Annotated in this window: 17 protein-coding genes and 1 pseudogene; 5 read left to right on the forward strand and 13 right to left on the reverse strand. The window is 53.0% G+C overall.

The genetic code is table 11. The annotated features are described in order from the left end of the window. Nucleotides 1–28: 28 nt before the first annotated feature. Nucleotides 29–9,771, reverse strand: a pseudogene (locus FOY93_RS24095) (two-partner secretion domain-containing protein); the annotation flags it as partial. Between the two features lie 14 nt (nucleotides 9,772–9,785). Continuing rightward, nucleotides 9,786–11,450 carry a ShlB/FhaC/HecB family hemolysin secretion/activation protein gene (locus tag FOY93_RS18160; protein WP_143345488.1) on the reverse strand — a complete coding sequence of 555 codons (1,665 nt, stop codon included), beginning with the start codon at nucleotides 11,448–11,450 and terminating at the stop codon, nucleotides 9,786–9,788. A 504-nt stretch (nucleotides 11,451–11,954) separates the two neighbouring features. Between FOY93_RS18160 and FOY93_RS18165 the strand changes: the two genes are divergently transcribed. Both FOY93_RS18165 and FOY93_RS18170 read left to right on the forward strand, forming a co-directional pair. Further along, entirely contained in the window at nucleotides 11,955–13,169 is a 1,215-nt protein-coding gene (locus FOY93_RS18165) for a site-specific integrase (protein ID WP_143345489.1), read from the forward strand. A gap of 186 nt (nucleotides 13,170–13,355) precedes the next feature. Continuing rightward, nucleotides 13,356–13,598, forward strand: a complete 243-nt coding sequence (locus FOY93_RS18170) for a hypothetical protein (RefSeq protein ID WP_075205155.1) — start codon at nucleotides 13,356–13,358, stop codon at nucleotides 13,596–13,598. A gap of 18 nt (nucleotides 13,599–13,616) precedes the next feature. Here the strand turns inward: FOY93_RS18170 and FOY93_RS18175 are convergent, their stop codons facing one another. The 9 genes from FOY93_RS18175 to FOY93_RS18220 form a co-directional block, all read right to left on the reverse strand. After that, on the reverse strand, nucleotides 13,617–14,099 hold the full coding sequence (locus FOY93_RS18175; protein ID WP_135566379.1) for a hypothetical protein: 483 nt from the start codon (nucleotides 14,097–14,099) through the stop codon (nucleotides 13,617–13,619). Nucleotides 14,100–14,204: 105 nt separating this feature from the next. Next, nucleotides 14,205–16,052: a KIAA2012 family protein gene (locus tag FOY93_RS18180; RefSeq protein WP_143345490.1), complete on the reverse strand. Its 1,848-nt coding sequence runs from the start codon at nucleotides 16,050–16,052 to the stop codon at nucleotides 14,205–14,207. Beyond that, nucleotides 16,052–16,246 carry a hypothetical protein gene (locus tag FOY93_RS18185; RefSeq protein ID WP_038416657.1) on the reverse strand — a complete coding sequence of 65 codons (195 nt, stop codon included), beginning with the start codon at nucleotides 16,244–16,246 and terminating at the stop codon, nucleotides 16,052–16,054. Before FOY93_RS18185 ends, FOY93_RS18180 begins: the two co-directional genes overlap by 1 nt. 135 nt (nucleotides 16,247–16,381) lie before the next feature. Continuing rightward, nucleotides 16,382–17,419: a major capsid protein gene (locus tag FOY93_RS18190; protein ID WP_143345491.1), complete on the reverse strand. Its 1,038-nt coding sequence runs from the start codon at nucleotides 17,417–17,419 to the stop codon at nucleotides 16,382–16,384. 21 nt (nucleotides 17,420–17,440) lie between these two features. Continuing rightward, nucleotides 17,441–17,818 (reverse strand): hypothetical protein, encoded by a 378-nt coding sequence (locus tag FOY93_RS18195; RefSeq protein WP_143345492.1) that lies wholly within the window; start codon nucleotides 17,816–17,818, stop codon nucleotides 17,441–17,443. Between the two features lie 3 nt (nucleotides 17,819–17,821). Further along, a complete protein-coding gene (locus FOY93_RS18200; protein ID WP_143345494.1) occupies nucleotides 17,822–18,064 on the reverse strand; it encodes a hypothetical protein in 243 nt (80 codons plus the stop codon). A 712-nt stretch (nucleotides 18,065–18,776) separates the two neighbouring features. Next, entirely contained in the window at nucleotides 18,777–19,121 is a 345-nt protein-coding gene (locus FOY93_RS18205) for a hypothetical protein (RefSeq protein ID WP_143345496.1), read from the reverse strand. Next, complete coding sequence (locus tag FOY93_RS18210; RefSeq protein WP_232057354.1) at nucleotides 19,114–19,497, reverse strand: hypothetical protein; 384 nt, start codon at nucleotides 19,495–19,497, stop codon at nucleotides 19,114–19,116. The genes FOY93_RS18205 and FOY93_RS18210 overlap by 8 nt, the downstream gene beginning before the upstream one ends. A gap of 378 nt (nucleotides 19,498–19,875) precedes the next feature. Further along, nucleotides 19,876–20,802, reverse strand: a complete 927-nt coding sequence (locus FOY93_RS18220; protein ID WP_232057355.1) for a hypothetical protein — start codon at nucleotides 20,800–20,802, stop codon at nucleotides 19,876–19,878. Between the two features lie 1,884 nt (nucleotides 20,803–22,686). Between FOY93_RS18220 and FOY93_RS18225 the strand changes: the two genes are divergently transcribed. The 3 genes from FOY93_RS18225 to FOY93_RS18235 are packed head-to-tail and all read left to right on the forward strand — an operon-like array spanning nucleotide 22,687 to nucleotide 23,792. Next, nucleotides 22,687–23,304 (forward strand): tyrosine-type recombinase/integrase, encoded by a 618-nt coding sequence (locus FOY93_RS18225; RefSeq protein WP_143345499.1) that lies wholly within the window; start codon nucleotides 22,687–22,689, stop codon nucleotides 23,302–23,304. Continuing rightward, nucleotides 23,301–23,498 carry a hypothetical protein gene (locus FOY93_RS18230; protein ID WP_143345501.1) on the forward strand — a complete coding sequence of 66 codons (198 nt, stop codon included), beginning with the start codon at nucleotides 23,301–23,303 and terminating at the stop codon, nucleotides 23,496–23,498. The genes FOY93_RS18225 and FOY93_RS18230 overlap by 4 nt, the downstream gene beginning before the upstream one ends. Nucleotides 23,499–23,501: 3 nt before the next feature. After that, complete coding sequence (locus tag FOY93_RS18235; protein ID WP_143345503.1) at nucleotides 23,502–23,792, forward strand: hypothetical protein; 291 nt, start codon at nucleotides 23,502–23,504, stop codon at nucleotides 23,790–23,792. Between the two features lie 99 nt (nucleotides 23,793–23,891). Here FOY93_RS18235 and FOY93_RS18240 read toward each other — a convergent pair whose 3' ends face one another. Continuing rightward, on the reverse strand, nucleotides 23,892–24,218 hold the full coding sequence (locus tag FOY93_RS18240; RefSeq protein WP_143345505.1) for a DUF1493 family protein: 327 nt from the start codon (nucleotides 24,216–24,218) through the stop codon (nucleotides 23,892–23,894). Beyond that, nucleotides 24,212–24,676 carry an STM2901 family protein gene (locus FOY93_RS18245; protein WP_015704509.1) on the reverse strand — a complete coding sequence of 155 codons (465 nt, stop codon included), beginning with the start codon at nucleotides 24,674–24,676 and terminating at the stop codon, nucleotides 24,212–24,214. The genes FOY93_RS18240 and FOY93_RS18245 overlap by 7 nt, the downstream gene beginning before the upstream one ends.

Consider the following 24,676-nt stretch of genomic DNA (forward strand, 5'->3'; position numbering starts at 1 on the left):
CAGCACTTCCGGCGCTCAGGGCGCTCGAAAGATTCCAGCCGCTATTTTTAGTGCTGTTGCTGTATTTTTCGCTGTCTGTGGAGGTGGTGATATCAACGTCACGTTTCGCATCGAGGATCACCGTTTCACCGGCCTTAGCCTGGCTTCCGGCAATCAGGATATTGCCGCTGTTGCTGCCTCCCTGTTTACCGGTGGCAGTCATCTGGATATTGCCTGCGGCGGCAAGATGGCTGCCGCTGTTAAACTCGCCCTCGTAGTGCGACTCAGAGGAAGACCGGGTGCGTCCTGCGGAAATGGCCATCATCTGCCCTGGTCCGTCAAGCGCGAGCGCACCGCCTTCCGCCCCCAGCCCCTTCACTTTATCGACGGTGCTGTTGCCACTGTTGCCCTTACCACGAACGATATCGCGCACGTTACGCACTGTGTCTTCAAATGGCGCTTTCACACTGACGGTGACGCCAGACGATTTGGACTCCTGCTTCATGGACTCAGTGGCCGTATCCCGTCCAGGAAGGATGGCGATGCTGTCGCCAGTGATATCGATATGGCCGGTTTTGCGGGAGGAATCATCCTTCGCTCTTCCGGCAACCACGTCTGCCGCGCTCAACTGGACGTCATTTCCGGCGCTGATAATGACATTACCGCCAGTAGTACCCACCGTGCTGCGGGCATCACTTTGCGTCGTATTTGCCCCCTGCCGGGTGCTTTTTGAAGACTGCGACCCGATGGTGATACCCAATCCCGACCCGCTGGAGAAAACGCCGGATTTTTTCGTCTTCTTCATGTCGTAGAACGTGTCGGTGTTGGTTGCTGCCTCCACGGTCAGATCATTTCCAGCCTTCAGTGCCACATCGCGCTCAGCGGCAACTGATGAGCCCTGCACCGTCAGGTTGTTACCAGCCCGGAGAGCAACGTTGTCGCCGGAAAGCTGCGTACCTTTCTCACGCGTATGCGTTTCTTCGTGGATGGTGTGAGTGGTTTTCTTGCTGAGGAACCCACCGGATGTCTTTTTCTTCTCCCGGTACGCATAGTCACTTTCCGTCGCAGTGGAAAGGGTGATATCCCGCCCGGCGGCCACGGCTGTATCGCCTGCGGCATAGACATCTGCTGCCTGTGCCGTCACATCCCGTCCGGCGACAACGGTCACATTCCCGCCCGCAGTGATGTCGGTTCCCGACTGGCGAACCGACTCGTTAATCACTTTTTTATTGCCCGACCTATAGCTGTCGCCCTGCGTGGTCTCTTCCGCAGCCAGATTCACGTCGCGACCCGCCTGCAGCCCGACGCTTTTCTCCGCTGCCAGCGCGGCGGCCTGAGCGTTGATATCCTGCCCGGCCTTCAGCACCAGGTTATCGCCTGCGGAAATCGTGGTGCGGTCGAGCCCGGTGCTGTGGGACTCGCTTTTCCCTTTCCGGCTGCTTTCGCTGGTCTGTGCCGCGTTCAGATTGAGATCGTTGCCCGCGCTCAGCCCCGCGCTGCCGCCCGCCTTCAGGTCGCTGGCGGTCACGTCAAGGTTGTGCCCGGCGTTCACCAGCAGGTTGCCGCCCGCGGTGACGTTACTGCCCTGATACGTGACGGACGAACGGCTGGTTTTCGCCCGGCTGGAGCTGAATGCGTCGTTGATCTGATTCGCGTTGACGGCAATATCGCCCCACGCGTTCAGCAGCATATCGCCGCCGGAGGCCAGGTTCGCCCCGGTAACGGTGATGTTTTTCCCCGCCTCAAGCGACAGGCCATCCTGTGCGGTAATAGACGCCGTGTTGCCCAGCAGGGTGTCTTTCAGGTCGATCTTGCCGTACTTCCCGCCGGCGTTGATATCAATCTGCTCAACCTGGGTCAGGTTGTTGATGCTGCCGTCCAGGCTCTCCAGCGCGACCGTTTTGCCGCTGATGGTGGAGCTGATGTTATTGATATCGCCGATGGCGCTCAGGTTCAGGTCGCCGCCCGCTTTCATCAGGCCGTTACTGAGGTTACTGATGCTGTTCTGGCTGTCGAGCGTCAGGCTGTTTTGCGCCAGCAGCGAGCTGCCGCCGTTGGTGATGCTGCCGCCCTTCAGGGTGACGTTGTTGCCCGCGATCACGCTGCCGTTGTTGACGGTGACGTCCTTCGGCGACAGGTAGAGTTTCGGCACCATCACCGTTTCGCCGTTGACGGTGGCTTTCTCCCACCACAGCAGGCTGTGGTCGAGCGCGGCAATCTGATCGGCGGTCAGCGAGACGCCAAACTGCAGGCCCAGCGACTGCTGCGCCGCCGCGGCGTTGTCCATCAGGTAGCGCATCTGATCCAGATCGGAGCCGATACCGTTCAGGTAACGGTTACCGGTCTGGTTGAGCACCACGTTGGAAACGTAGCGGGTATCGAACGCCGCATCACCGAGGAAGCGGTAATCGTAATCCGGGTTCAGGTTGAGACGGCCGAGCATGTAAGACGAGCCGAGGAACTGCTTCTCGTCGGTAAACGCCAGCCGCGTCTCCTGCGGCGCCGTGGACGACGGTTTGATCCCGAGCATCGCGTTCAGGTCGGCAAACAGGGCGGGATCAAGCTGTCCGAGACCGTTCAGTTTCGGGTTGATGCCGATCAGGTACGGGCTTTTCGGGTTGTCGGAGAAGACAAAATAGCCGTTGTTGCCCGACGGCAGCGGGTAAGCGCTGGTATCGACGCGCTGGCCCTGATAATGCCCGACGGCACCGCCCTGAGCGGTTCGGAGATCGGAGGTGGTGACCCCGGCGTTCGCCAGCGCGCCCAGCTGGCCGAGGTTCGCGTTGCCTTTCTGCCTGGTGCCAATGTTGCTGAGAGGCGTGCCGGACGCGCCGCCGTTTTCCAGCGCGCCGCCGCCGTTAAGCTGCTGCAGCGCACCCTGGAGCCGATCGTTCCACTGCGGCGAGTTCACCGCCACGGTGCCGGTAGCGTTCAGCCCCTGTTTTTGTACGCCGCTGCCGACAGTCTGGTTGCTGAGGGTATTCAGCGACGGCGTGGAGATAACGTTGCTGACGCCGCCCGCATTCGCAGTGGTATTGGTGTTGCTGATATTGCTGGTAAAGTTTGCATTAACGTTACCGCCGGCTTGTATAACAGCGCGGTAAACGGGGCCATCAGGAACAGAACCTGAAGAACTCTTAGGCCTGTAAACAACCGTAGGGAAATCACCATCGGAGCCTGACATAGTGGATAATTGGTAAACAATTTCACTGGAGCTTTTACCAGACTGGTAACTTTGATTATTTAACTGATTTCCGGAAATATTGATATTGCCAGTTGCCAGCATATTACTGGCCTGATTAATAAGCTCATTGCTGGAAATATTCAAATCTTTTCCTGCAGAAAGCCTCCCTGCGGTACCTTGCGTGTGTATAGTTACATTTTCTTCCGGTCCGTTACTGAGTACAACTTCATCGGGTATAAGATCAATATGCATCTTAACTTCAATGTAAGGACCTTTACTGTCCTCCCCAAAATGGGCATTGGAAGGTAATTGTTTATTTAAGTCCCCTGAATTAGTCGGACTACTGCTTTCTGTTTTTACATCAAAAACTTCGTAATGATTAAAAAAACGATTAGTTTTAATTGTAATATCGCCACCCTGCGTCTCAATATTCCCCGACGTGTTCACCACCTGGCTGTTCGCATTCCCCGCCGCATCCCGCTGCATCCACAGGTTATTCCCCGCCATGATGTCGCCGCGCCGGTTGGTGATGCTGTCGGCAAACAGCGCCAGGTTATTCGCCGCGTACAGCAGCGCGGTGTTGACGATGGCGCCCGGCGCGCTGAGGGTCAGCGAGCCGCGCGTGCCGGTGAAGCCGTCGACGGTAATGTTGCTCCGGCTGGCCACGGTGATGTCACCTCCGCCCTGCACCGAGCCCGCGCCGTTCAGCGCCACGCTGCTGCCGGAGAGCGTGCTCGAGCCGCCGCCAGTGGTGATTTGTCCGTTGTTGCTGAGCTGCCCGCCCGCATTCAGGTTGACCGCCTGCCCCTGCAGCACGCTGCGGTTATCGATGTCGCCGCCGCTGCTGATGGTCAGGGTTCGGCCTGCCGCCACGGCGGTCCGGCTGGTAAACGCGTTCGTCAGCTGCAGCGTTAAGTCCCCCAGGGACACCAGCTGGCCGGTCAGGTCCAGCCCACGGCTCTGCAGCCACAGGTTGCCGCCGCTCAGCAGCCTGCCGCCCGCGCTCTGGGTCACCTGGTCGGCATTAATGTTCAGCTGCGCGTTGCCGAGCAGCGTGCCGCTGTTGTTCAGCTGGCCGTAGTTAACCGTCAGCTGCCCCGCCTGGGTGGTGCCCTGGCTGGCAAACGCGGTGCCGGTCAGGGTGGCGCGATCGGCCACCCACGTGCCGCCGTTGGTGGCGTTTGCCGCATTGAGTATCAGGTCGGTGGCCTGCAGCCAGCCGGTGCCGGTGAACTGCGGCGTGCCGAGCGTCAGGCGCGCGCCGGAAAGCAGCCTGCCGTCGTTACGCGCCTGCGAGGAGGCGGTCACCCGCGTCTCGCCGCCGCCCTGGATCAGGCCGTAGTTAAACAGCGCGGGCGTGGTCAGCGTCAGGCCATCGCGGCTGACGATTTCGCCTCCGCTGTTGTTGGTCAGCGTCCCGCTGAGGGCCAGCGTCGCGCCGTTATCGCCCTGCAGACGTCCGCCGTTGGTGAGCGCCCCGGTGGTGATGCCGAGCGTGCTCCCCTGCATTTTGCCGTCGCTGGTGACGGAGGCCGCCGTGACGTTCAGCGCCCCGCCGGACAGCAGGGTGCCGCCAGACTGCTGGCTGACCGCGCCGGTCTGGCTGAGGGTCAGGCCATTCACGCCGCTGATGGCGCCGCTGTTGCTGAGCGTACCGCCCGTCAGCGTCAGGTTTTTCGCCGCCCACTGGCCCTGGTTCGCCAGCGTCGCGGCCTGCAGCGTCGCCGCACCCAGCGCGGTGATCCTGCTGCCCGCGGTTCCGGTGAGCGTGTCGGCCAGCGTCATCTGCAGCGCGTCGGCGCTCTGCACCGCGCCGCTGTTGGTGAGCGAGCGGGCGTTGAGCAGGATATTTTGCGCCTGCCAGCTCCCGGCGTTGGTCACCGCGCCGGACGCAATCGTCAGCGCGCCCTGAGTGAGAAGCCTGCCGCCTGCGCCGTTGATCAGCGCCTGCTGCGGCGCGGCCATCGCCATGCGCGCCATCAGCCGCTGCTCCCCCTGAACGGTCAGGCTCTGCAGGCCGGTCAGCGTGCCCTGGTTGTTAATGCTGTCCTGACGCAGCGCGAGGGTGTTCCCCTGCACGGTGCCGCTGTTTTTAAGCGTGCTGCCGCCGAGCGTCACATCCCCCTCGCTGAGGAGCTGCCCGCGGTTATCCAGCGTCTGTGCGGTGATATCCGCCCGCCCCTGGCTCATCAGCGAGCCGGCTGAGGTCAGCGTGCCGCCGGTCGTGGCCGTCAGCGCTCCCTGGCTGAGCAGGGACCCGCCGTGCGTCCAGTCGCTGGCGCGGATGTCCGCGCCGTTCCCCTGCAGCGTGCCCTGGGTGGTCAGCTGGCCTGCATCCAGCGTCAGCATGCCGCCGGAGAGGGTGCGCGAGGCCGCGCCCGTGGTCAGCGCGGTGCCGGTGAGCGCCAGGCCGTTCGTTCCCTGCATCAGCCCGCCGTTGTTCATCTCGCGGGCGGTGAGGGACAGCGTACCGCCCGTGATGCGCCCCGGGTTCGCCAGGGTATCCGCGGTGAAGGCGGTCGTGCCGCCGCTCTGCAGCAGCCCGGTATTGGTTAACGCCCCGCCGAGCGTGCCGCTGAGTCCCGTCTGCCCGTTCACCGTGCCGCTGTTGGTGAGGGTGGTGCCGGTCATGCCCAGCGTCGCGCCCTGCAGCGTACCGGCGTTCGTCAGCTCTCCCCCCGTCAGCGTGAAGCCGCCGCCGGAGAGCCATTTGCCGTTCTGCTCGTTGATAAAGCGGTCAGCGGCGGCGTTAACCGCGCTGCTGCCCTGCATCAGGCCGCTGTTGCGCAGCTCCGTCGCGCCAGCTGTCAGCGTTTTGCCCGCCACCGTGCCGCTGCTGGTCAGCGTCGTCGCGTGAAGCGCGGCATCTCCGGTGGCAACGATGTTCCCCGTGCTGGTCAGGGCACTGCTCAGGCCCAAATCCAGGTCCTGCGCCTGAATATCCCCCGGTTGGTCAGGTCGCTGCCCCGCAGGGTAAACCCGCCGTTCACCAGCAGCAGGCCGGCGTTATCGAGCGTGTCGAGGGACAGGTCCAGAGAACTGCCGCTAATCAGCTGCCCGGTGGCGCCGTTGCTCAGCGCGCGGGTGGTCAGCGCCAGCGTGTCGTTGCCCTGAAGAATCCCGGTGTTGGTCAGCTGCGCGGCCTTCACCGTCAGCGCCTTCCCGGCCAGCTGGCCGTCGCTGAACAGCTGCGCCGCCGTCAGCGTGAACAGGTTCTGGCTGAGCAGGGCGCCCGTGTTATCCAGCCTGCCGGTCGCGGAAAGGGTCAGGGCGTCCAGCGTCTGAACGCTGCCCTGGTTATTCAGGCTCCCGGCGTCAAGCGTCGCGCTGCGCCCCTGCAGGCTGCCCGCGTTGCTCAGCGTTTGTCCGCTGAGCGTCAGGGTCTCGCCGCCCGTCACCTGGCCCTGAGGCTGGTTCGTGAAGGTGTTGCCGGACCAGGCCAGCGTGCTGCTGCCCTGAAGCAGGCCGCTGTTCTGCAGGTCGCCCCGCAGGGTCAGCACTTTCGCCAGCAGCTGGCCCCGGTTATCGGTCCTGCCGGCCTGGACGTCCAGCGCCTGCTGGCTGAGCACCTTGCCGCTGTTGGTCAGCGTGCCGGTCACCGCCGCCGTCACGCCCGCTTCCCCCAGCGCGTTGCCTGTATTCATCCACTCGCCGGTGGCCAGGTTCAGGGTGTTGCCCTGCAGCAGCCCGGCGTTGTTCAGGGTGGTGTGGTGCAGGCCGAGCGCGCCGCCGGAGAGCAGCATGCCCGCCTGCAGGTTGCTGAGCTGTGCCCCGGTCGCCGTCAGGGAACGGGTCCCCTGCAGCGTGCCGCCGTTGGTCACCGACGCGCTGTTAAACTGCGCGTCGGTACCGGCCATCAGGCCGCCGTTCGTCAGGCTGGCGGCGGTCAGCGTCAGGCCGTCCCGGGCAATCACCCGCCCGTCGGCATCGTTGCTGGCCTGGCGGGTCAGGTTCAGCAGCAGCGCGGTGGCGCTGAGCTCGCCGCTGTTGGCCAGCGTTTCACCGTTAAGCGTCAGCGTTCCGCCGCTGCGCAGCGCGCCCCGGTTAGTGAGGTCTGCCACGCCGAGCGTCAGCGCCGAGTCCCCCCCGACGGTGCCCTGGTTCTGCAGGCTGTCCGCCGTGATGTGCAGGTCGCCGGCCGCAATATTGCCCGCGTTAGTAAACGCAGTGCCGTTCAGGGTGAGCCGGTCGTCCGCCAGCAGGCGTCCGCTGTTGGTCAGGCTGAGGTAGTCGCTGCTCAGGCTGACGCCGTTGATTTCACCCTGGTTTGTCAGCGTGTCGCCTTTAATGCGCAGCGTGCCGTCGGTGGTGATAAGCCCGCTGTTGGCCAGCGCCGGGATATTCAGCGTTAAATCCTGCGCGCTGTAGACCGACCCGCCCGCGAGGTTCGTGAGTGACCCGGTCTTCAGGCCGAGCAGGGTGGTTCCCTGCAGCAGCCCGCCGTTCTCCACCGAGGCAGCGTCCAGCGCCAGCGTACCGGCAACCAGCGAGCCGCTGCTGGTGATGCGCCCGGGGGCCGTCAGGGTCATGCGGTCCGCTTTTGCGGCGCCGGAGTGGAGGATGTTATTTCCGCTGAGGCTGAGGGTACCGGCGGTAAGCTCGCCGCCGCTGGTCAGGTCGCCGGACGCGTTAAAGCTCAGCGCATCACCGGTGGATTTCCCGGCGTGCGTAATCGTGCCCGCCGTCACCGACAGGGCGCCTTTCGCCGCCTGCGTGCCGTTCAGCGCGGCATTCTGCGCCTGCAGGGTGAGCCCCTGCCCGCTCTGCAGGTGCGCATCCTGGCCGGTGGTCAGGTCGCCGGTGCTGACGACGGTTAAGGCCCCCGCCGCGTCCGTCTGCCCGTTCAGGCTGGCGCTGCGGGTCGCGGTAATCTGTACGTTACCCTGGCTGGTGGTGCGGGACGCCTGACCGCTGGTCAGGGTGCCGGCCTGCGCCGTCAGCGCCGTCGCGCCGGACAGGGTGCCGTTCTGCTCAAGCGCGTCTGCCGTCACGCTCATCGCCCCGTCAGCCAGCAGGCTGCCGCTGTTACGCAGGGCCTGCTGCGCCGTGACGTTCGCGTTGCCTTTCGCGCTGAGCGTGCCCCGCTGCTCCAGGGTACCGGCGCTCAGCGCCAGGTTGCCGGCGCTCTGCAGGGTACCGCTGTTAGTGACCGTCTGCCCCTTCAGGGTGACGTCGTTACCCTGCGCCGTGCCGCCGTTCGTCAGCTCTCCCGCGTTCACGTCCAGGCGGCCTTTCGCCGCCAGCTGGCCGCTGCTGGACACCCTGTTGCCGGAGAGGGCAATGTCGCGCCCCGCATTCACCTGCCCCTGATTACTGACGGCGCTGCCCGTCAGGCGGACGTCGCCCGCGGCATCGGCCCGGCTCTGGCCGTCCATCATCAGCTGTCCGCCGCTCAGGGCCAGATTCTCTCCTGCCGAGACCGCGCTGGCCGTGGAGGACAGCGTGCCGCCGCTGCTGAGCGTCGCGCGGGTATTGCTTCCGCTGCGGGTATTCGTCAGCGTGATATCCTTCCCGGCCGCCACGCTGAGCGCGCCTTTGCTCGTGACGCTGCCGCCGCGCTGCGTCAGGCTGCCGCCGGTGGACAGCGTGGTGTCGGCCTGGCTGGCGAGCGTGCTGTTACTGAGATCCACATCCCGCGAGCTGGCCACGCTCAGCGCCCCCCCGGCCTGATGGCTGCCGCTGAGGGCCACCCCCGCGCCGTTCGCGCTAATCGAGCCGCTGGCCAGGCTGTTCGTGACCGTCAGTTTCCCGCCCGCGTCCAGCTGAATGTCGCCCTGGCGCGCGGTGAGGTTGCCGAGGTTCACCCCCACGCCCGTCTCGCTGGAGACCAGGCGGATACGGTTGGCATACATCCCGCCGAGCGCGCCGGTATCCACGGCCACCACGGGCGCGGCGCCCTCACCGGCAACCGGCCTGACGCTGCCGTCTGCCCCCACGCGGTTCGCCCCTGCCGTCACCGTCAGGTCGTTCGCGTGTATCGCGGCGTTCACTTCCGTCGCGCGCGCAATAATCGACAGCGCGTCGCTCTTGCTGGCATCCAGCCCCTGGCCTTCAACCGTGATGGCCCCTTTCGTCACCTCCAGCGCCAGCAGGTTACCGCTGGCGTCGAACTGCGGTTTCCCCGTGGTCAGGGTGACGTTCGGGGTGTTGATAAATCCGCACCCGTTACAGGTAATGCCGTACGGGTTGGCCACCATGACGTTTGCTGCTTTACCGGCAACTTCCGTGTAGCCCTGCAGCTGCGAGCGGCTGGCGCCCGTGACTTCGTTGATAATGCCTTTCGCTTCCCGCCCGGCCTGCAGGTTGGGGTTGTTCTGGATAAGCCCGCCCAGCTGGGTCTGGGTTAAACGGTCCGTGCCGTTATTGAGGATAAGCCCCTCTTTGCCGACGTTATACTCACCGAACTGGTTATGCGAGATACCCGCCCCGTTGGGCGTGGCGATGTTGACGACCGGCACCCCGTTCCCCGCCCGATCGACCGTGGTCTGCCCGGTCGGCGTCAGCGCCGCCGCGACGGCAGGTGCCATCGGCTGCCAGACCATTAAGCCGCAGACAATCCAGCTGATCAGACGCTGCGAGAAACGAACGGGTGGGTGACGGGTATCCATAGTCGTAGAGTCTCTTAAAGCATGAAGGCAATGCGCCAGTTAACGCTCACATGATCCGGGCCGAGCCAGTCGGGGTAGTGCAGGGGCGTGCCGACCGAAATCTGGCTGCTGTACCAGCGCCCTGCGCTGCTCAGCCCCACCGAGCCTCCCCATAACGTGCCGGAGGCAAAACGGTCCTGACGGTCTTTTTCCAGCCAGCCGCCGTCAACGGCGACCGTTGCGCTCACTGCGCCAATCACCGGAAGGGTGAAGAGGGAGTACCCCAGCTCGTTACGCCAGTAGCCGCCGTTATCCCCGGACAGGTACTGCTCTTTAAAACCGCGCACGGAGCTTTCGCCGCCGAGCGTCAGGCGCTCAGAGCCGTACAGCCGGTCGGGCGACCACTGGCCATAGGCGCTGGTCAGCCACCAGGCATTACGGGTAATCGGCCGCTGGAAGCTGGCGTTCAGACTCCATTTGCGGAATTCCGCACGCGGCACATCCCCGGACTTATCTTCGTCGGTTTCGGCACTGAACCACGGCATGCCGTGGCTCCAGGTCGGGTTGAAGGTCGCCACGCCGCCCAGCATTTTTTGCGTGTGCGTAATGCCCAGTACCAGGCTGGAGAGGTTGCGCGTGCTGCTCTGAAGCGGCGCGTCGTTGAGCCAGTTGCGGCTGGATCGCTGAACCACGCCAGCCGCAATGCCGGTTTTCACCTCCCCGTTGCGAAAGACCACCCAGGACGCGTTAACGCGGTGGGTTTTCGTATCGCCCGTGGAGAGCCAGTTAAACCCCTGGTTACTGATGGTGGTCCGGTAGTTACTCCAGACGTAGCTGTAGTCCAGCAGGCCGTAGCCAAACGGCACGCTGACGCCCGCCTGGAAGTTCTGCGCATCGTACGCGCTGGCAAAATCGCTGCTGCGCCCGCCGCTGACAAACCATTTATCCGCCAGCCCCAGCATATTACTGGCGGTGAGCACGCCATTCAGCTGGTTTTCACCGGTGCTCTTCTGTCCGCTATTATCCAGGCTTACCGATGCACTTAAGGGAAATTCCGGTTTTGCCGTGAGATTAACGATGGAATATCCGGCCTGCGCTCCCGGAAGAATTTCAATCTGAACCGGGTCGGTACGCAAACGGTTAATTTGCTCCATGCCCTGTTCGATGTCGCGTAAATTAAGGATGCCGCCGACCCGTCCCGGAAACGCCATTTTCAGCATGTGCGGCGTTTCGCCTTCCAGGCGGATCGCTTCCAGCCGTCCTTCCAGCACCACAATATTCAGCTGACCGCCGGAGAGATCCTGCTCGGTAAGAAAAGCGCGGCTGGTGATATATCCCCGGCTGATATACCAGTCAGAAATATGGGCGAGAAGCGCCGTTATTTTTGCCATATCCAGACAGCGGCCCTGCCACGGGGCGACAAGGGCCTGCCGGGTTTTCGGGGAGATTAGGGTCGTGCCGGAAAGGGTAATGGTATGAATGGTGAAGCAGGGCCCGGCGCCGGTAGCCGGCAGCGGTCTGGCGGGCGCGGGACGAGGAATACTCCGCTCCAGCTCCTCACGCTGTTGCTGGTTCTTTAATAACAGTTCCTCCTGCTGCTGACGCACTGTGTCCCGGTCAGCAGGAGTAAGGGGGGCGGCATGGCTCAGAGAGCAAAAAAATAACGAGCAAAAAAAGGCGGCTTTGCTGTAATAGCACATATAAAAGAATAATTTTTTGATTTTCGTCAGTATGCCAACTCTGGCGCAATGGGGAATAGTCTCAAAAAGAAGGCTACTATAATTGGTAGTAATATTTGCGTTAAGTAAAAAAATAAACTCCGTTATGACGAAGAGCGTCATAACTGTAATTTTTATTATTTATCCTTTGATAAAATATTAACCAATCATCTCAATAGTTAGATATAAAGATCAGCTAGCAGTGCAGATAAAATTATCCGTTGTATTCATCGTGCTGCAAATTCTTACGGCGCCTGATAGCTCAGTGCTAAATATGGAGGGATGCGTGCTAACTTCGTTGAAGCTATCAAAAAAACAGCATGACGATACCTGTATGGAAAAGCGTAGACAGGGTAAAAAGCAGGCAAATGAAAATAACATCATGAAAAGCTGGAGCGGGCGAAGGGAATCGAACAAAGAAGCCCAAGAGCCTTGAAAGATCTCAACATTGGTAGTTGATAGCGGAGATTTTAGAGGATCTTTCTCATGTCTATCAAGGGCCAATCTTATCTTTATCCAACTTCGGAAGGGGTCTGGATGTTTCAGATCTTCATTCCGGTGTACATGCGGCACATTTTCGGCGGGAAACGCCTGTACCGGAAATCGACGGGAACCAAAGACCTTGCCGCCGCTAAACACTTCCGTAATCACATGCTCATCGAGTGGAAGACACTTAAGGAACAGTATTCCCCAAACACGGAGGAACGGCGCATACAAAACGCCATAGCCGGATTACATAAGCAAACCACGCTACGCGCCCCACACCAGACAGTGCCAACGTTAACCGCTATCCGTGATCAATACGCTGACAAATACCGTGAGAAGCGCTCATTCTCCACTCTCGCTAAATCAGCTCGTGCCGTAGAGGTGTTTCTTACTTCGCTTGACCGTGCAGACATTCAGATCACGGAGATCAGACGCTCACAAGTGGCAATGTTCATCAATCAGCAGGACAAGAAAGCCCCTCAAACCGTGCAGAACTGGCTAACATGCTTGGGAAGTCTGTACGAGTATGCTCGGAGAAGTCATGACGACATAGCGCCGGATAACCCGTTTCACGGCATGAACCTCGAAGCGAGGGCGACGATTGAAAGTTATCAGCCGTTCGATCCTGACCAGATGCAAAAGCTACTGGATTCAGCAGAGCCAGAGATCAGGAACATCATCATTATGGGTCTGTATTCAGGATGCCGCCTTGATGAACTGGCAAGCCTTAAGAAATCAGAGATCCAGACGGTGGAAGGGGTACGGTGTTTCTACATCTCGAAGTCAAAGACGAAAGCGGGGATCAGGCATGTGCCGATTCACTCCCGACTTTCTGCGATTGTCGATGAATACCTGAGCCACAGTTACGGCGAATACCTGTTCCCGCAAGCTAACAAGATTAACAGGAAGGATGGTAAGAAAGGGCCTTACTACTCCCAAAACTTCACAAGGCTGCGTGACAAGGTTTTGCCTACCGCTACAGACCGTCAATGTTTCCACAGCTTGCGCGGGATGTTCATCACCTGCTTAGACCGTGCTGGAGTGCAGGAAACCAGAATAGGCAGTATCACCGGACACACTGAACAGAAAGCCAAAACGGAAGCGTTCCGCACCTATTCACAGGGGGCGAGCATGGAAGAGTTAGCGGGGTACGTTGAGATGGTGGGTTATGAACAAATACCGACCAACACAACCAGTGTTATCAACTGTAAATAGCGTAAATAAAGTCACTTAACCAGCATAAAATACCGCACACTTTACCAACTGTGAATTTAACCAGTAAACTTGCTTTTCATCGTTGCAAAGCGAAGCGGTGAGGATTATCTTTAACACTATATGTGGTGGTTTAAAGTCAACACAAACACCACATATAACCATCACAACCATCAAAGGGCTGATAGCATGGCAAAGAATCCTAAGCAAACATCAAGTAAAATCGCTTCTGTTGCTGGTCAAACCTTGAACGATCCAAACGCCTCGAAACTACAAAAGCGCCTGGCAGCATCTGCGCTTGCTCAACGTGTCGCCTCAAGCCATACCAGCGATACTATGGAAACGGTTGCAGCTAAGGCTCTCGATAACCCGCGCTCAAGCGAAAAAACCAAACAGCTTGCAGCAACGGTGTTGGCTCAGTCAACAAAATAAGCTACGAAAAAAGGGGCCTTAGGCCCCTTTATTTTCATAGTCATCTTCATCAGGAGAGCTAATAAGATGTATTGCTTTCCAACAAAGAAATATAGTGGCTATTCGTGCAGCTTCACCAACTCCCTGCTTACATGCGACCGCAAATGCCTGGTTTTGAATATCGGCCCAATCAAACTTGAATGCATTCAAATCAGACAATGAAACTTTGTAGTCATGCTTATGAGCATAGTTATTTCTAACTTTGTTTATCGCCTTAAAAGCTGAATAATAATGCTCATCAATCAACCCCATTGATAAGGCAAGATCTACCTTTAAATCAAATGAACGATTTCCTTTAAAAAAGGCTTTAGGTTCAACAAGGTTTCTGGATATAAGGGTTTCAAGCACTTTTTCAATAAATATATGGCCTTTAAGAATCGGTGAAAGCTCTTCCTCATCAAACACAAGGCGTTCCATCGCGTGGTGATCAAGCTCACGATAAGATAAGTCGTCAAAGTTCATTTTTTCCCTTATGCATTTGGTTCAAATATATTATTTTACCATAGCAACGTTTAGATTATTTACATTGAAATGGAAATAATAAAGGAGTTTTACACACGCTTTATTTTAGCCACCCGTTGATGACTGTCCACTACTCACTTGTAGCGTCAAACTCTGCATAAAGCTTTCCTGACTTGCTTTAGCCTGGAAATCGACATAATCAGCAAGACGTGAGGTATCACTTTGGATAGTTAGAGGTACGGTAGGCTCAACCGTCAGGTTGAATATCGGGTTTAGTGTGTAAGCTGGCGCGTTGCTGCTGCTGAGTGACATTGCCGAATCACGTAATGCCTCACCATTCAGCCCGTAACCGCTTGCCGCAGTTCCTGCTTGCTGATTACCGAAGCCCAGCCAATCTTTGATAGCCGGAGCCACTGAACGAGTATCAAACCCCGTTTTATCCTGAATCCAATCCGCTGTAGCATTCGCAGAGCCACCCACAGCACCATCATAAAGATTTTGAACAGCAGGTTTCTTAGTATCGCTAAACCATTCAGAATAGCGCTGGCGGAGAGCACTGTTAAGATCAGACACTACACCGGATATTTGAGAAACAAATCCTGTCATCTGAGATGCCAGATTACCTAATCCCTCACCTAATAGCCCTGCACTCTGATTGATTGCCTGTGTATTTTTCACAAGCTCATCACCACTATCAGCGAAGCCTTTCATAAAGCCTGTAAATAAATGATTGTCCACTCCATTAATGAGATTACCCATCGCTACACTCAGATCACCATATGCAAGAGTTTGCCTTATTTGCTCATCGTTAAGAGTTTGACCACTTTCGACAAGTTTCTTAAGAGTGCTTGTAAACTGTTCGCCGTTATTCATGAACATATCGGTGTAGTGCATCAGGTCATCACCTAAACTCTCGATCAGATTACCGATCTGCGCCTGGCTCATCCCTCTACGCTGCCCCTCGTTAACAGTAGACTGAATAAAATCAATAGGGTTATCCTGGTATTTGCTAATGTCAGCTTTATTCCATCCAAACTGATTCATAATGGTGTTTACACCACCATCACCACCTTTCCATTTACCACTTTTAGGATCTAAAGATGCGTTTGTAACAGTATTAGCTAAACGTTCACGCACATCCTTCATATTGTCTGTGGCCTTATCCACGTTCGCAGAGTCAACACCGTTTTGTTGCCCCCATGCCACCATAGCTTTGATTACATTCGGATTGGTTCTAACACGTTCACTCATTCTCACCAGTTCGAGGTTTTCATTACCTTTATCAATAATGCGTTGACCAACACCCATCGAACCAGCAGCTAATACTGCACTCCCTAACATACCTCCTATCATTGGAGAATGGGTTGCTTTAGGAGATTTGAGCTTCTCCGCTGTCGCTGCATACTGTGTACGCTGTGCCTGTGTCACCTTCGCTTGTTGTGCGGCTTCTCTGCGTAATAGGGTTACACGCTCACGAATAGAGGCGTTCATTCGCTGGCTTGTGATGTTACCTTGAGCAAAAGCTTCTGTTTGCTTCTGGATGAAATGCAAGGCCTCATACTGTTGCTTAGCATCAAGCCCGTATTTTCCTTTAATCCCAGAGATTTGCAGCCCTGCATGACGAAGTTTAAGCTCAGCAGTTTCCTGGCGTTTTTGAATCTGCTGCTGCGCTCTCAGGTTGGCCCTTTCATCTCGCGCTTTCTGCTTCTCTGCTGCTCGCTGGGCTTTCATTTCCTTCGTATCACGAGGTTTATCATTAAAACGTGCATCATCGGCTTGTTGACGGGCTTTCTGTCTGCGCTGCTTCTGAGCCTGAAACCGAATTTTCGGATCTTTAATCTTAGAAAAATGGCGTTGAAGGTCATCCGCTGCGGCCTTAGCCTCTGCAATACTTTGCTTGTCCACAACGAAGGTGACCGTATTTTTCAGGGTGCTAACATTCAGATCAAGCATTACTCACCGCCTTGTTTGTCTAAGAAATAGTGAATAGCTTGCTCAATCGTATCTCCTCGGAAAATACGTTGCCTAACACCTGTATATGAAATATCTAATAGCGCACATAGTTGACTTACTTTAAGTAAATCTGATGCACTATCACCTTGAATATCAATATGAACGCCTTTTGCACTCTTGAGTATTAACTGCATATTATCTGTTCTCTTTTTTGGAAATAAAAAAGGGGCAAGGGCTGGCGCATTTGCTTTGCGTGTTCCAGTTCCCTACGCCCCTGATTAAAGCTCTTCTGTTATTTCCAGACGTGAAGAGCTAACGTCTATTGCTCATTATTCTGAGACAGTACCAAAGATGATCGCTTGTGGAATCGCCACGATTGGGAGATAACTACACTCTGTCGCTACAGAGGGGTAGCCCCAGCGCTGGTCTACAGTGACATACTGATGCATTAGAGCGGCTTCTTTACCCTGTGTTGCATGGCGAACACCAACACCAGAGTGAAGAACGTAGGCATTAGACTGTTCAGACATAACAGGAAGACTCACAAAGCCATCAACCCCGATTTTGTCAGTGATCAGTGAGTAGCCCGTCACATCAATCACCGTTACGCCGTTTAGCGTCCAGGTTTCGAAAGCAGGGTTTGCACCTTTAGTGCGGGTGTAGAAGTTGTCTCCCTGCTCCAGAGGGAGCGTATACACCATAAAGTCTCTCACTGATGGGTGATAGCGTAGCGCTATGGCAGCTTTACCGGAGGCCAGGATCACTACGCCCTGTTTAGCCTGTGCCAACCCTGAGCCAAGTTTCACATTCTGAATGCGCCCGATCTCGCTTAGTTGCTGGAACACGTTAGCACCTGCGCTGATGTCCATTGCGTACTCACTACGCGCACCACCTGCAAGAAAATCTAAATCACCTTGACCTGCAAACTGTGATTGCACGCGCAGCCCTAATAGGGCTTCAACCAAGTCAGCTTCAACTGTATTACTGACCTGCGCGTATTGTGCGTCACTGAAATCGCTAATAGCCAGGGTGATTTGATCTGATATATCTAAAGTTCCACGAGCTTTATATTGTTCAAGATCACGACTTGAAACGGTATTCAGAGAGTTAGTATATTTAAGCTGGTAAAGGGCTGAGGTGTATTCAGGACGCTCTGCACTATTCCAGTCAGATTGCGCATGTGGCATTTTTTCAGGAGCAACAAGATTCTTAACATCTGTTATTTTTTCCAGGGCGATGCTATTAACATCATGGTACTCTTCACGGAAAATGCCTAAGTTCTGAATAATGCGATTTAGCTGAGTAGAGAATGTAAACGGGCTGGCAAAGTCATACATGTTGCCAGAAAATAAATCTGAATAAGACATTATTATTTTTATTCCTTGTTATTAAGTGGTGCGTAGTGCTACTTCTGCATAATCGGAGAAGGTGAAGCCTTTATCAGCAAGAGCCATGACAGCCATAGATTCATCCATATTTCCAAACTCCACGCCAGCGCGGGAAAGAATAACATGATGAGGATCTGCCACTACGATTGATTTAGCACCTGCTTGTGCTGGTTCTACAACGACATAAGCAATATTGCCAGGAGCGATAGCTTTAGCGCCTGTAGTGTCTACAAGGTCGCCAACAATCAAATCGGCAGGGATTGCCGTTGTTACGTCTACACGCTTATCTTGTAGCAGTGCATCTGAATGATAAGCCACAACTTTATATCGAGCGTGACTATTATTACCGTTATACGGTGTAAATGTTCCGTAATGCATTGGTTATTTTCCTTTTGTTAATAGTTTTAATCGTTCTTGTAACCCTTTCGATGATCTTACATTTTGAATGTCATCTTGAGAGGAGTTTGATTTAGTAATCTGGGACACAGGCCACCATTGCTCTGTTAGTTTTTGAATCTCTTCAATACTCACACCGAAAATATCAGCAGCTTTTTTCATGAGAGAAACAGACAAAGTAATAGAAGCACCTTTATGCTTGATTACACGATCATAGTTTAGAAACATATTATTGTCCCTTTCATCTGAGTTATAACGAAAGTGTTACACTCATTGTAAAATAAAGGGGCGATTAAGCCCCTGGAGAGTATGCCCTTGTTAGAAAGCATTTGTAACTTCATTTCAATATGAGGGAAAATGAAGTTAAGAATGCTATCTAATAAAAAAGCACCCCGATCTTAGGAGATTTAAAAAGATCGGGTGCTTTGCATCTGCTACACGTGAAGCCCTTCACGCTGGCCGTAACAGATATTCATTACATTATCTATTTAGTTGCACGTTCGTGGGGTGCTCATTAATAGAATACCAGCTAAACTATCCAAAGAATCTCTTTAAATATGTTCAGTCTGACGCTACCTAAGTTCTAATAGATAGCTGGAAGCTTAAAAAGCTCCCTCTGAAAACGTCTATTCCACTATTAAATGGAGATGCGCGGGTGAGTGCATATAATGCCACACAACGAGGCATTATATCCCGCGCATTCCTTTGGAACTAAACAAAGAAGAAAACAACCAGAAGTTTTCAGGGGAAGCTCTAAAGAGCTAATAGAGAAGAAAGCACCATTTATGGGAATGGTGCTCTCTGAGTGCACACTATGGGATAGTGTTTACAAGTCGTATTTTCATACGAGGGGGAAGTGATTCGAATACTTACCCTATACTTACATAGTAACATAAAAGTTATGCACATGTCAAGCATTTTATGCGCTATGAATGAATATTTATTCATTCTGAATCATGCCATAAACCTTGGCAATGTCGAGGCTAAGCTCTCCCAGTTCAGCGGTGAGCGCCTGGAGGGAGAGAGAAAGCTCCTCCAGGTCATTAGCTACACGCCAAGCTTCTTCTGGAGTGATAGTGCTGTCTCCACGCTTCACCAGACGCTCTACAACCTCTTGAAGATACATCAGCGCATCAATCCCCTGCTCCGCCTGTTTAGCCGCGCTTAAAAGCGCCTCTGGCGTTCTGTCACGCCATGCATGATTAACCAGTTCAAGAATAGGTAGATGCCAAGTGTTATGGAAAGAATCGAGCAAGGTGCTTACTGTGTTCATTGTATTAGTCATGTGTGATTTCCTTATCGTCAAAGAGAATGTCAAAGTCTTGTGTATGGTGGGATAGTCCCCATGTCTGGCAATACCCGATATAATCGGCGTAATGTTCTGAATAAAGCTGCCAGTTCTTTAATCTGCTGCTATCTACTATGTATTCTTTCCTTTTTCGAGGTTTCCAGAATACGCCAGGTGTAGTGCTAAGTATTTCTTGCAAGGCGTTGTATTCATCACCGCAAGGTACAGAGGGAGGGTGTTCTATTATTTTGGTTAACCATTCACCGGGAATAGACTCTCCAGCGAGGTCTTGTAGAGAAGAGGTGTATTTACGTTTGCTGATGCGTAATGCTCTCTCAATACGCACCAAGTTGTTTCTTTGTCTTGTACTCATTTATCCTCGTAGAGGGAAACTTCCATTTACTTGTTAATATCCAATATACATATAATGAACCAATAGATAATGATAACCATAAAGTTTCCCATATTGTTTCTTAGTTGGTTGTCGTAATGAAGCTCACCGCTTCGTTTACGGTAATGTCGTAATACTTGCCGTGGCGCTCCATTGTAATAACCGCTGCATCCTTCATTATTAATAACCAATACCGTGCCCCGCTCTCACTTATTCCTATACAATCAGCAATATGTCTCACCGTGGAACGGATCTTTCCGTGTTCACGTATTAGAGATGCAAGGTGTTGATAAAGACGTTGGCAGATTGTGTTACATTCGATTTGATGATGTGTAGATTCGTTCAGTAGGTATAGCTTGTTCAATGTATTTTCCTTATTTTCTTCATTGTTTCTCTTAATAACGTTTGGTATTGAGCAGGAGTGAATAACTCTCGGATGAAATCACCTTCTGATGTTGCAGGATTCAAAAGTCTGCTCAATGTTGGATTTTCTGCTGCAAGCCTCACCCCTTCGCCGTGAGCGTTATCGTACATCGAGATCTCTGCATACCATTCATTAGAATAAGCTTGGTTAGCTTTATGACCGTTTTCTGTATACCAAGCATTGAAAGCTACCATTGCTTTCTCTGTCTCTTCAAAAATAAATGTAGACACATTATTACGGCGCTTACGTTCGATTACCGGAAAACCTTGCATCTCACCTGATATCCAGCGATTAGCTAAATCACCTTTCCATATGAATGACGGGTTAACCCATATTTTCAAAGTGCCTTTTTGGTGCTCAGCTTTGTCAACTTTGATATATTGTCTTTGCTCCAGAGCTTTCAGCACACGGCTGAGATGATCCGGCGTAGTGTTTAATATTAAGCATAAATCTGTACGTTTTATGAATGCTAAGTTACGTCTGTCCACTTCTTGGCATAAAGCAAAAACCTTCGTAAAATCGGGTTTATTTAATACTTCTGCATACTCTTTTATACCGTTGTACTCTGCTTTACTTGGCAAATCTCCCAGCATGTTTGCATATTCACGATGGGCCTGCTTTGATTTTGCTGTATCAGCAGTGCTGTATTGCAGGAATAAATCTGACAATATGCCGCCCCCAACTAACATTTCAATATCGTCGTAGTTAAAAATCTCCCCTGTAATAAGATCGACAACATACAGGCGGTGATTAATCACAGTGAGTTGTTGGGATGGTGTGGAAAAATCAGAAATGCAATAGTCGTACTGGGTGTCACTACGAAATGATAACGGATCCTCGTAAGCGTTAATATCTTCCCTCAATATTCCTCCTTATTTAAATATTCTCCTTTCGGTGCTGGTCATAACGGGCAAGAGCGTCAGCGAACATTTCCATTCGGTCTGTGTACCCTCTCGATTGTGCTGCTTGCTTGGATGCGTAAATAACGTGGCGTTTCACTTCGCCGCTCACCAGATCATTAAAAATCTGGTCACTACTGAAGTATTTCAGATTTGGCCTCCTCCGGATTTAGGACGTAAAAAACCCCGAGCGGATTACCCCGCCCAGGGTCGAAAGTTTCAGAAGGATTTCTCTCCTTCTTAATATTAAGAATACCACGAATCACTAACGTTTGTCAATACCTACCACAATAAATATTTAATGTCAATAGCAGTGGAATAATAAGTGCCATATGGTAATCTGGCTACTTCGCTACTCGCCATTTCTTATGGAAAAAAGTGAAAAATGGCGATTTTCAACCAGTTTTTTCCTTTCATTTCAATAATCTACTAAATCAACTATAATAATAGAGAGATTTCTCTCTGCACTGTCGTGCATCTGCACACTGACAATCTGACAGGATTGGGGAGGGTGAGATGGACGACTGATAATGTCATAAGAAGATTGCACCAGGTAAATAGACAGCCTAAATGATTTAGGGTGGTTATTTGGTTGGTGGTTAATCAAGATCGGTGAATGACATTAAGAAGGAATGCCATTAATCATTGTGGAATACTGTTAGCGGCGTAGTCGCTGGATGGCATTAATCACGTTTGGGCGTAAGAAGCCCAAAAGAGACAATTAATAACCTTAACTTAATTAAGGGTTAGAGGTTTTGATTTGTGTTAGTGAGCGTAGCGAGCATCTATACAGGAGAAGCACCTTTGATCAAGGTAACTTGCTAAAAACGATTTCTCCTGTGATAGCTGTCTTTCATGCGTGGCGTGAGCCTGACACCGAGGCCAACGCATAACAATATGGTTCCGGCGCTTCGCGTCGATTACCCATTAGCCCTTCGCCCACAGCGAAAACATCATGTGCAACTTGATAGGGGTATCAGTGATGCCGATCCGGCTGGTGAACCTTGCCAGGCGATACACGCCAGCAAAGCGAATCTTTCCATAGAGTGCCATTTTGACACCAATTGATTAAGCTGAATCTCCCATTTGGTTATATGCAAATAAGCCTATTAAAACCACACATTAATAACGACTAAACCTATCAATAATGATAGCTAAATAACCCGCCTGTAATGCTCTATGAGCGCCTTTCTCACTTTCATAGTATCTTTCATCCCTTATGCGGAAACCGCACCACGCAAGGCTTACAGCGTTCATTGTGGACAATGTACACTTTCATGATAGGTGCAATGTGTTGAACGAGTATTCTCGAAAGATCACTCCGCTGATTTTCCATGCCAAAACTCGCCAATTAGTTAGCATTCTAATCATTTTATTGCAATATCATCTCAAATAGGAACCACTCTCATCTGCGGTGCAATATCTTATTCCGATAGGACATTCAGGCTATCTGTCCTATTAATCATGCAATAGAAACAATCACTTATGTTTTAGCTCGATTTATTGGCCTTTTTTCGGCTATTCCTGGTGCTAAAAGCCAAGGTGAAAATAAATGAGTTGACAACTGACTGATTCCGTGAAAGTGGAAGAAAAATCAAATTATCTTTATAAATCAACCACTTGATATTCGATGCTTGCTGGCGTCAGAATTGGGTACGTCACGTAAATCGCGTTAAGCACCTCTCGCAACCGCGCTCCCCTAAATCGGCTTTAATCGCGTTTAATGCCCCTTAATACCCTTGAAAACCTCCCAATAAGACATTTTTGTTAATATGCAAAATTGATCTTGCTATCTATCTGTTTTTGATCAATATTTACACCATCAAGACAGATTAAGGAGGTAGAGAAATGGCAATCAGTAAAGGTGCAAAACGCACTGACGGACTTGAGAGCGCCGATCAGGTGAAGATGGTAGTGGAAGAAATCACGAAGAAGAGCCAGACAGTGGCGGATCTCTTCCTTATAGGAGTTGAGACACAGCTTCGCGGCGTAGATATGCGTTCCTGGCGTTGGGAGGAGCTGGATATTGGCAGCAAGGTGCTACGTATCACCCAGGACAAGACAAGAGAAGCGGTAGAGGTGGAACTCACGGAGACAGCAAGGGAGGTTCTCAAGGCTCGTTATAACGAGCGCGGGGATAACGTGTATGTATTCCAGAATGACAGCAACCGGAGCAAGGGTAAGCCGATCAGCCGTTCTAAAATCCATGCAGAGATTCAGTATGCAGTGGAAAAGCTCAAAATGCGGGGCTTGCTTCCACAGGATGCAGTGATCGCCATGCACAGCGCACGCAAGACCGTAGCGGCTATCGCTCACGCTCACGGCGAGGATCTGGAGGTGATTAGTAAGATGTTGGGGCATCGCTCCACCGAACACACCCGCGCCTACCTGGGCATCACTCAGGCGAAAGTAGACGCACTACGAACGAAGTATTCAACGGGCATTAAGAGAGGGACACGCGCATGAAACTTTTGCTTGTGCTGACGCTGGCATTATTACCAGCCCTAGCGAATGCCGGACAGATAACCCTGATTCTCAGTGATGAACAGGAGACAAGCAACGCGAAGATTTGCATCTACGAAAATGCCAACTATACGGAGACAGTGACGATCAGGCCGTCGCAGCAATGCCGCTACACAATGACCTTTGATGAGGAGTAACGATTGAAAGAGGAAGACAAGCCGATCACCAGCTTTATCTGGTGTGGTGCTACGGTGTGCGTTTATACGCAGGTAGTGAAGTTTGCAGGAACGACGATACAGCGCCACCTGTTACCAAACCACTTACGTAATGCTGTTAATAATGCTGTGCAGGATGCTGAGAACATCCCACACAGCGATCCGACAAACAACAAACCACCACGGAGTGTTAGGAATGCCAGACCATCAGATCATAACAATGAGCCTTCGATTACTGCAAGGGGAAAGCAGGTACGCCAGTACAGGAAAAGCTGATATGCGTATTCGTGTTCCGGCGATGAAAGGTAGCCAACTGAAAGCCTTGCTTGATTACATACGTGCGTTGAAGTGATACAGAGGGGGCGGTTTGCCCCCTTATTCGTACAACCATCTTCCGGCTTTAGCTGATTCGATCAGCATACCAACATTGAAATCTGGTACAGGAACAGGCTCTGTTTTCTTAAATGGATTCCATGAAACAGGCTGGTCAGGATAGTAAGTTTCTATTTTAAAGTTTCCCCGTTCAACCTTGAACGCATCGAAAAACTTATCCATTAACTCACCAGCTTCAAGCTCATCAAGACTCAAATCAGTATCAAGATCCGTTTCAGGTGTTAGCTCTATTTTCTTGAACTTAAATAGGTACGTGCCAGCGTAAGGCCGTACAAGCTCATAAACGCGCTGCTCAACATTGTTTACCATAACTTATCGTTACCCCGCGCTATAGCGTTGTAGTCTCGGATAGTGCGATAGGTGATTTGAGAGATATCAGAAGCTAAGATAACCCACCCAACGACAGGAATAGCCCTGCCCGTAAAGGTTCCAATGTTAGCTACTGCCCTGATTCTGATTGTAGAAGGTGGATAACCACCAATAACAGAAGGTAGTTTGATACCGAAAGGGAACTGCGCTTTTTTGAACACTTTTCGTGAGGCTTTAGACGCATAGGATGTTCCCTTTTCAGCGCCGTTTGGTTTTGCCCTTGTTGGGAGAGTATTACGCCCAGATACGATGGCAACTACAGCACCGAAATCAACAAGACCTAAACCAAGTTGATCGACAACATTTTCACAGAAGACCATGAAAAAAAGCTCGGAGGCGGTGAGGTTTGAACGTCCCGCATAGAAGTATGTTCCGTTGAGTTCCTCGACTGTATCCAC

Origin of the sequence: Enterobacter sp. 18A13 (genome assembly GCF_007035975.1) — a bacterium.
GTDB classification, from domain to species: Bacteria; Pseudomonadota; Gammaproteobacteria; order Enterobacterales; family Enterobacteriaceae; genus Enterobacter; species Enterobacter vonholyi.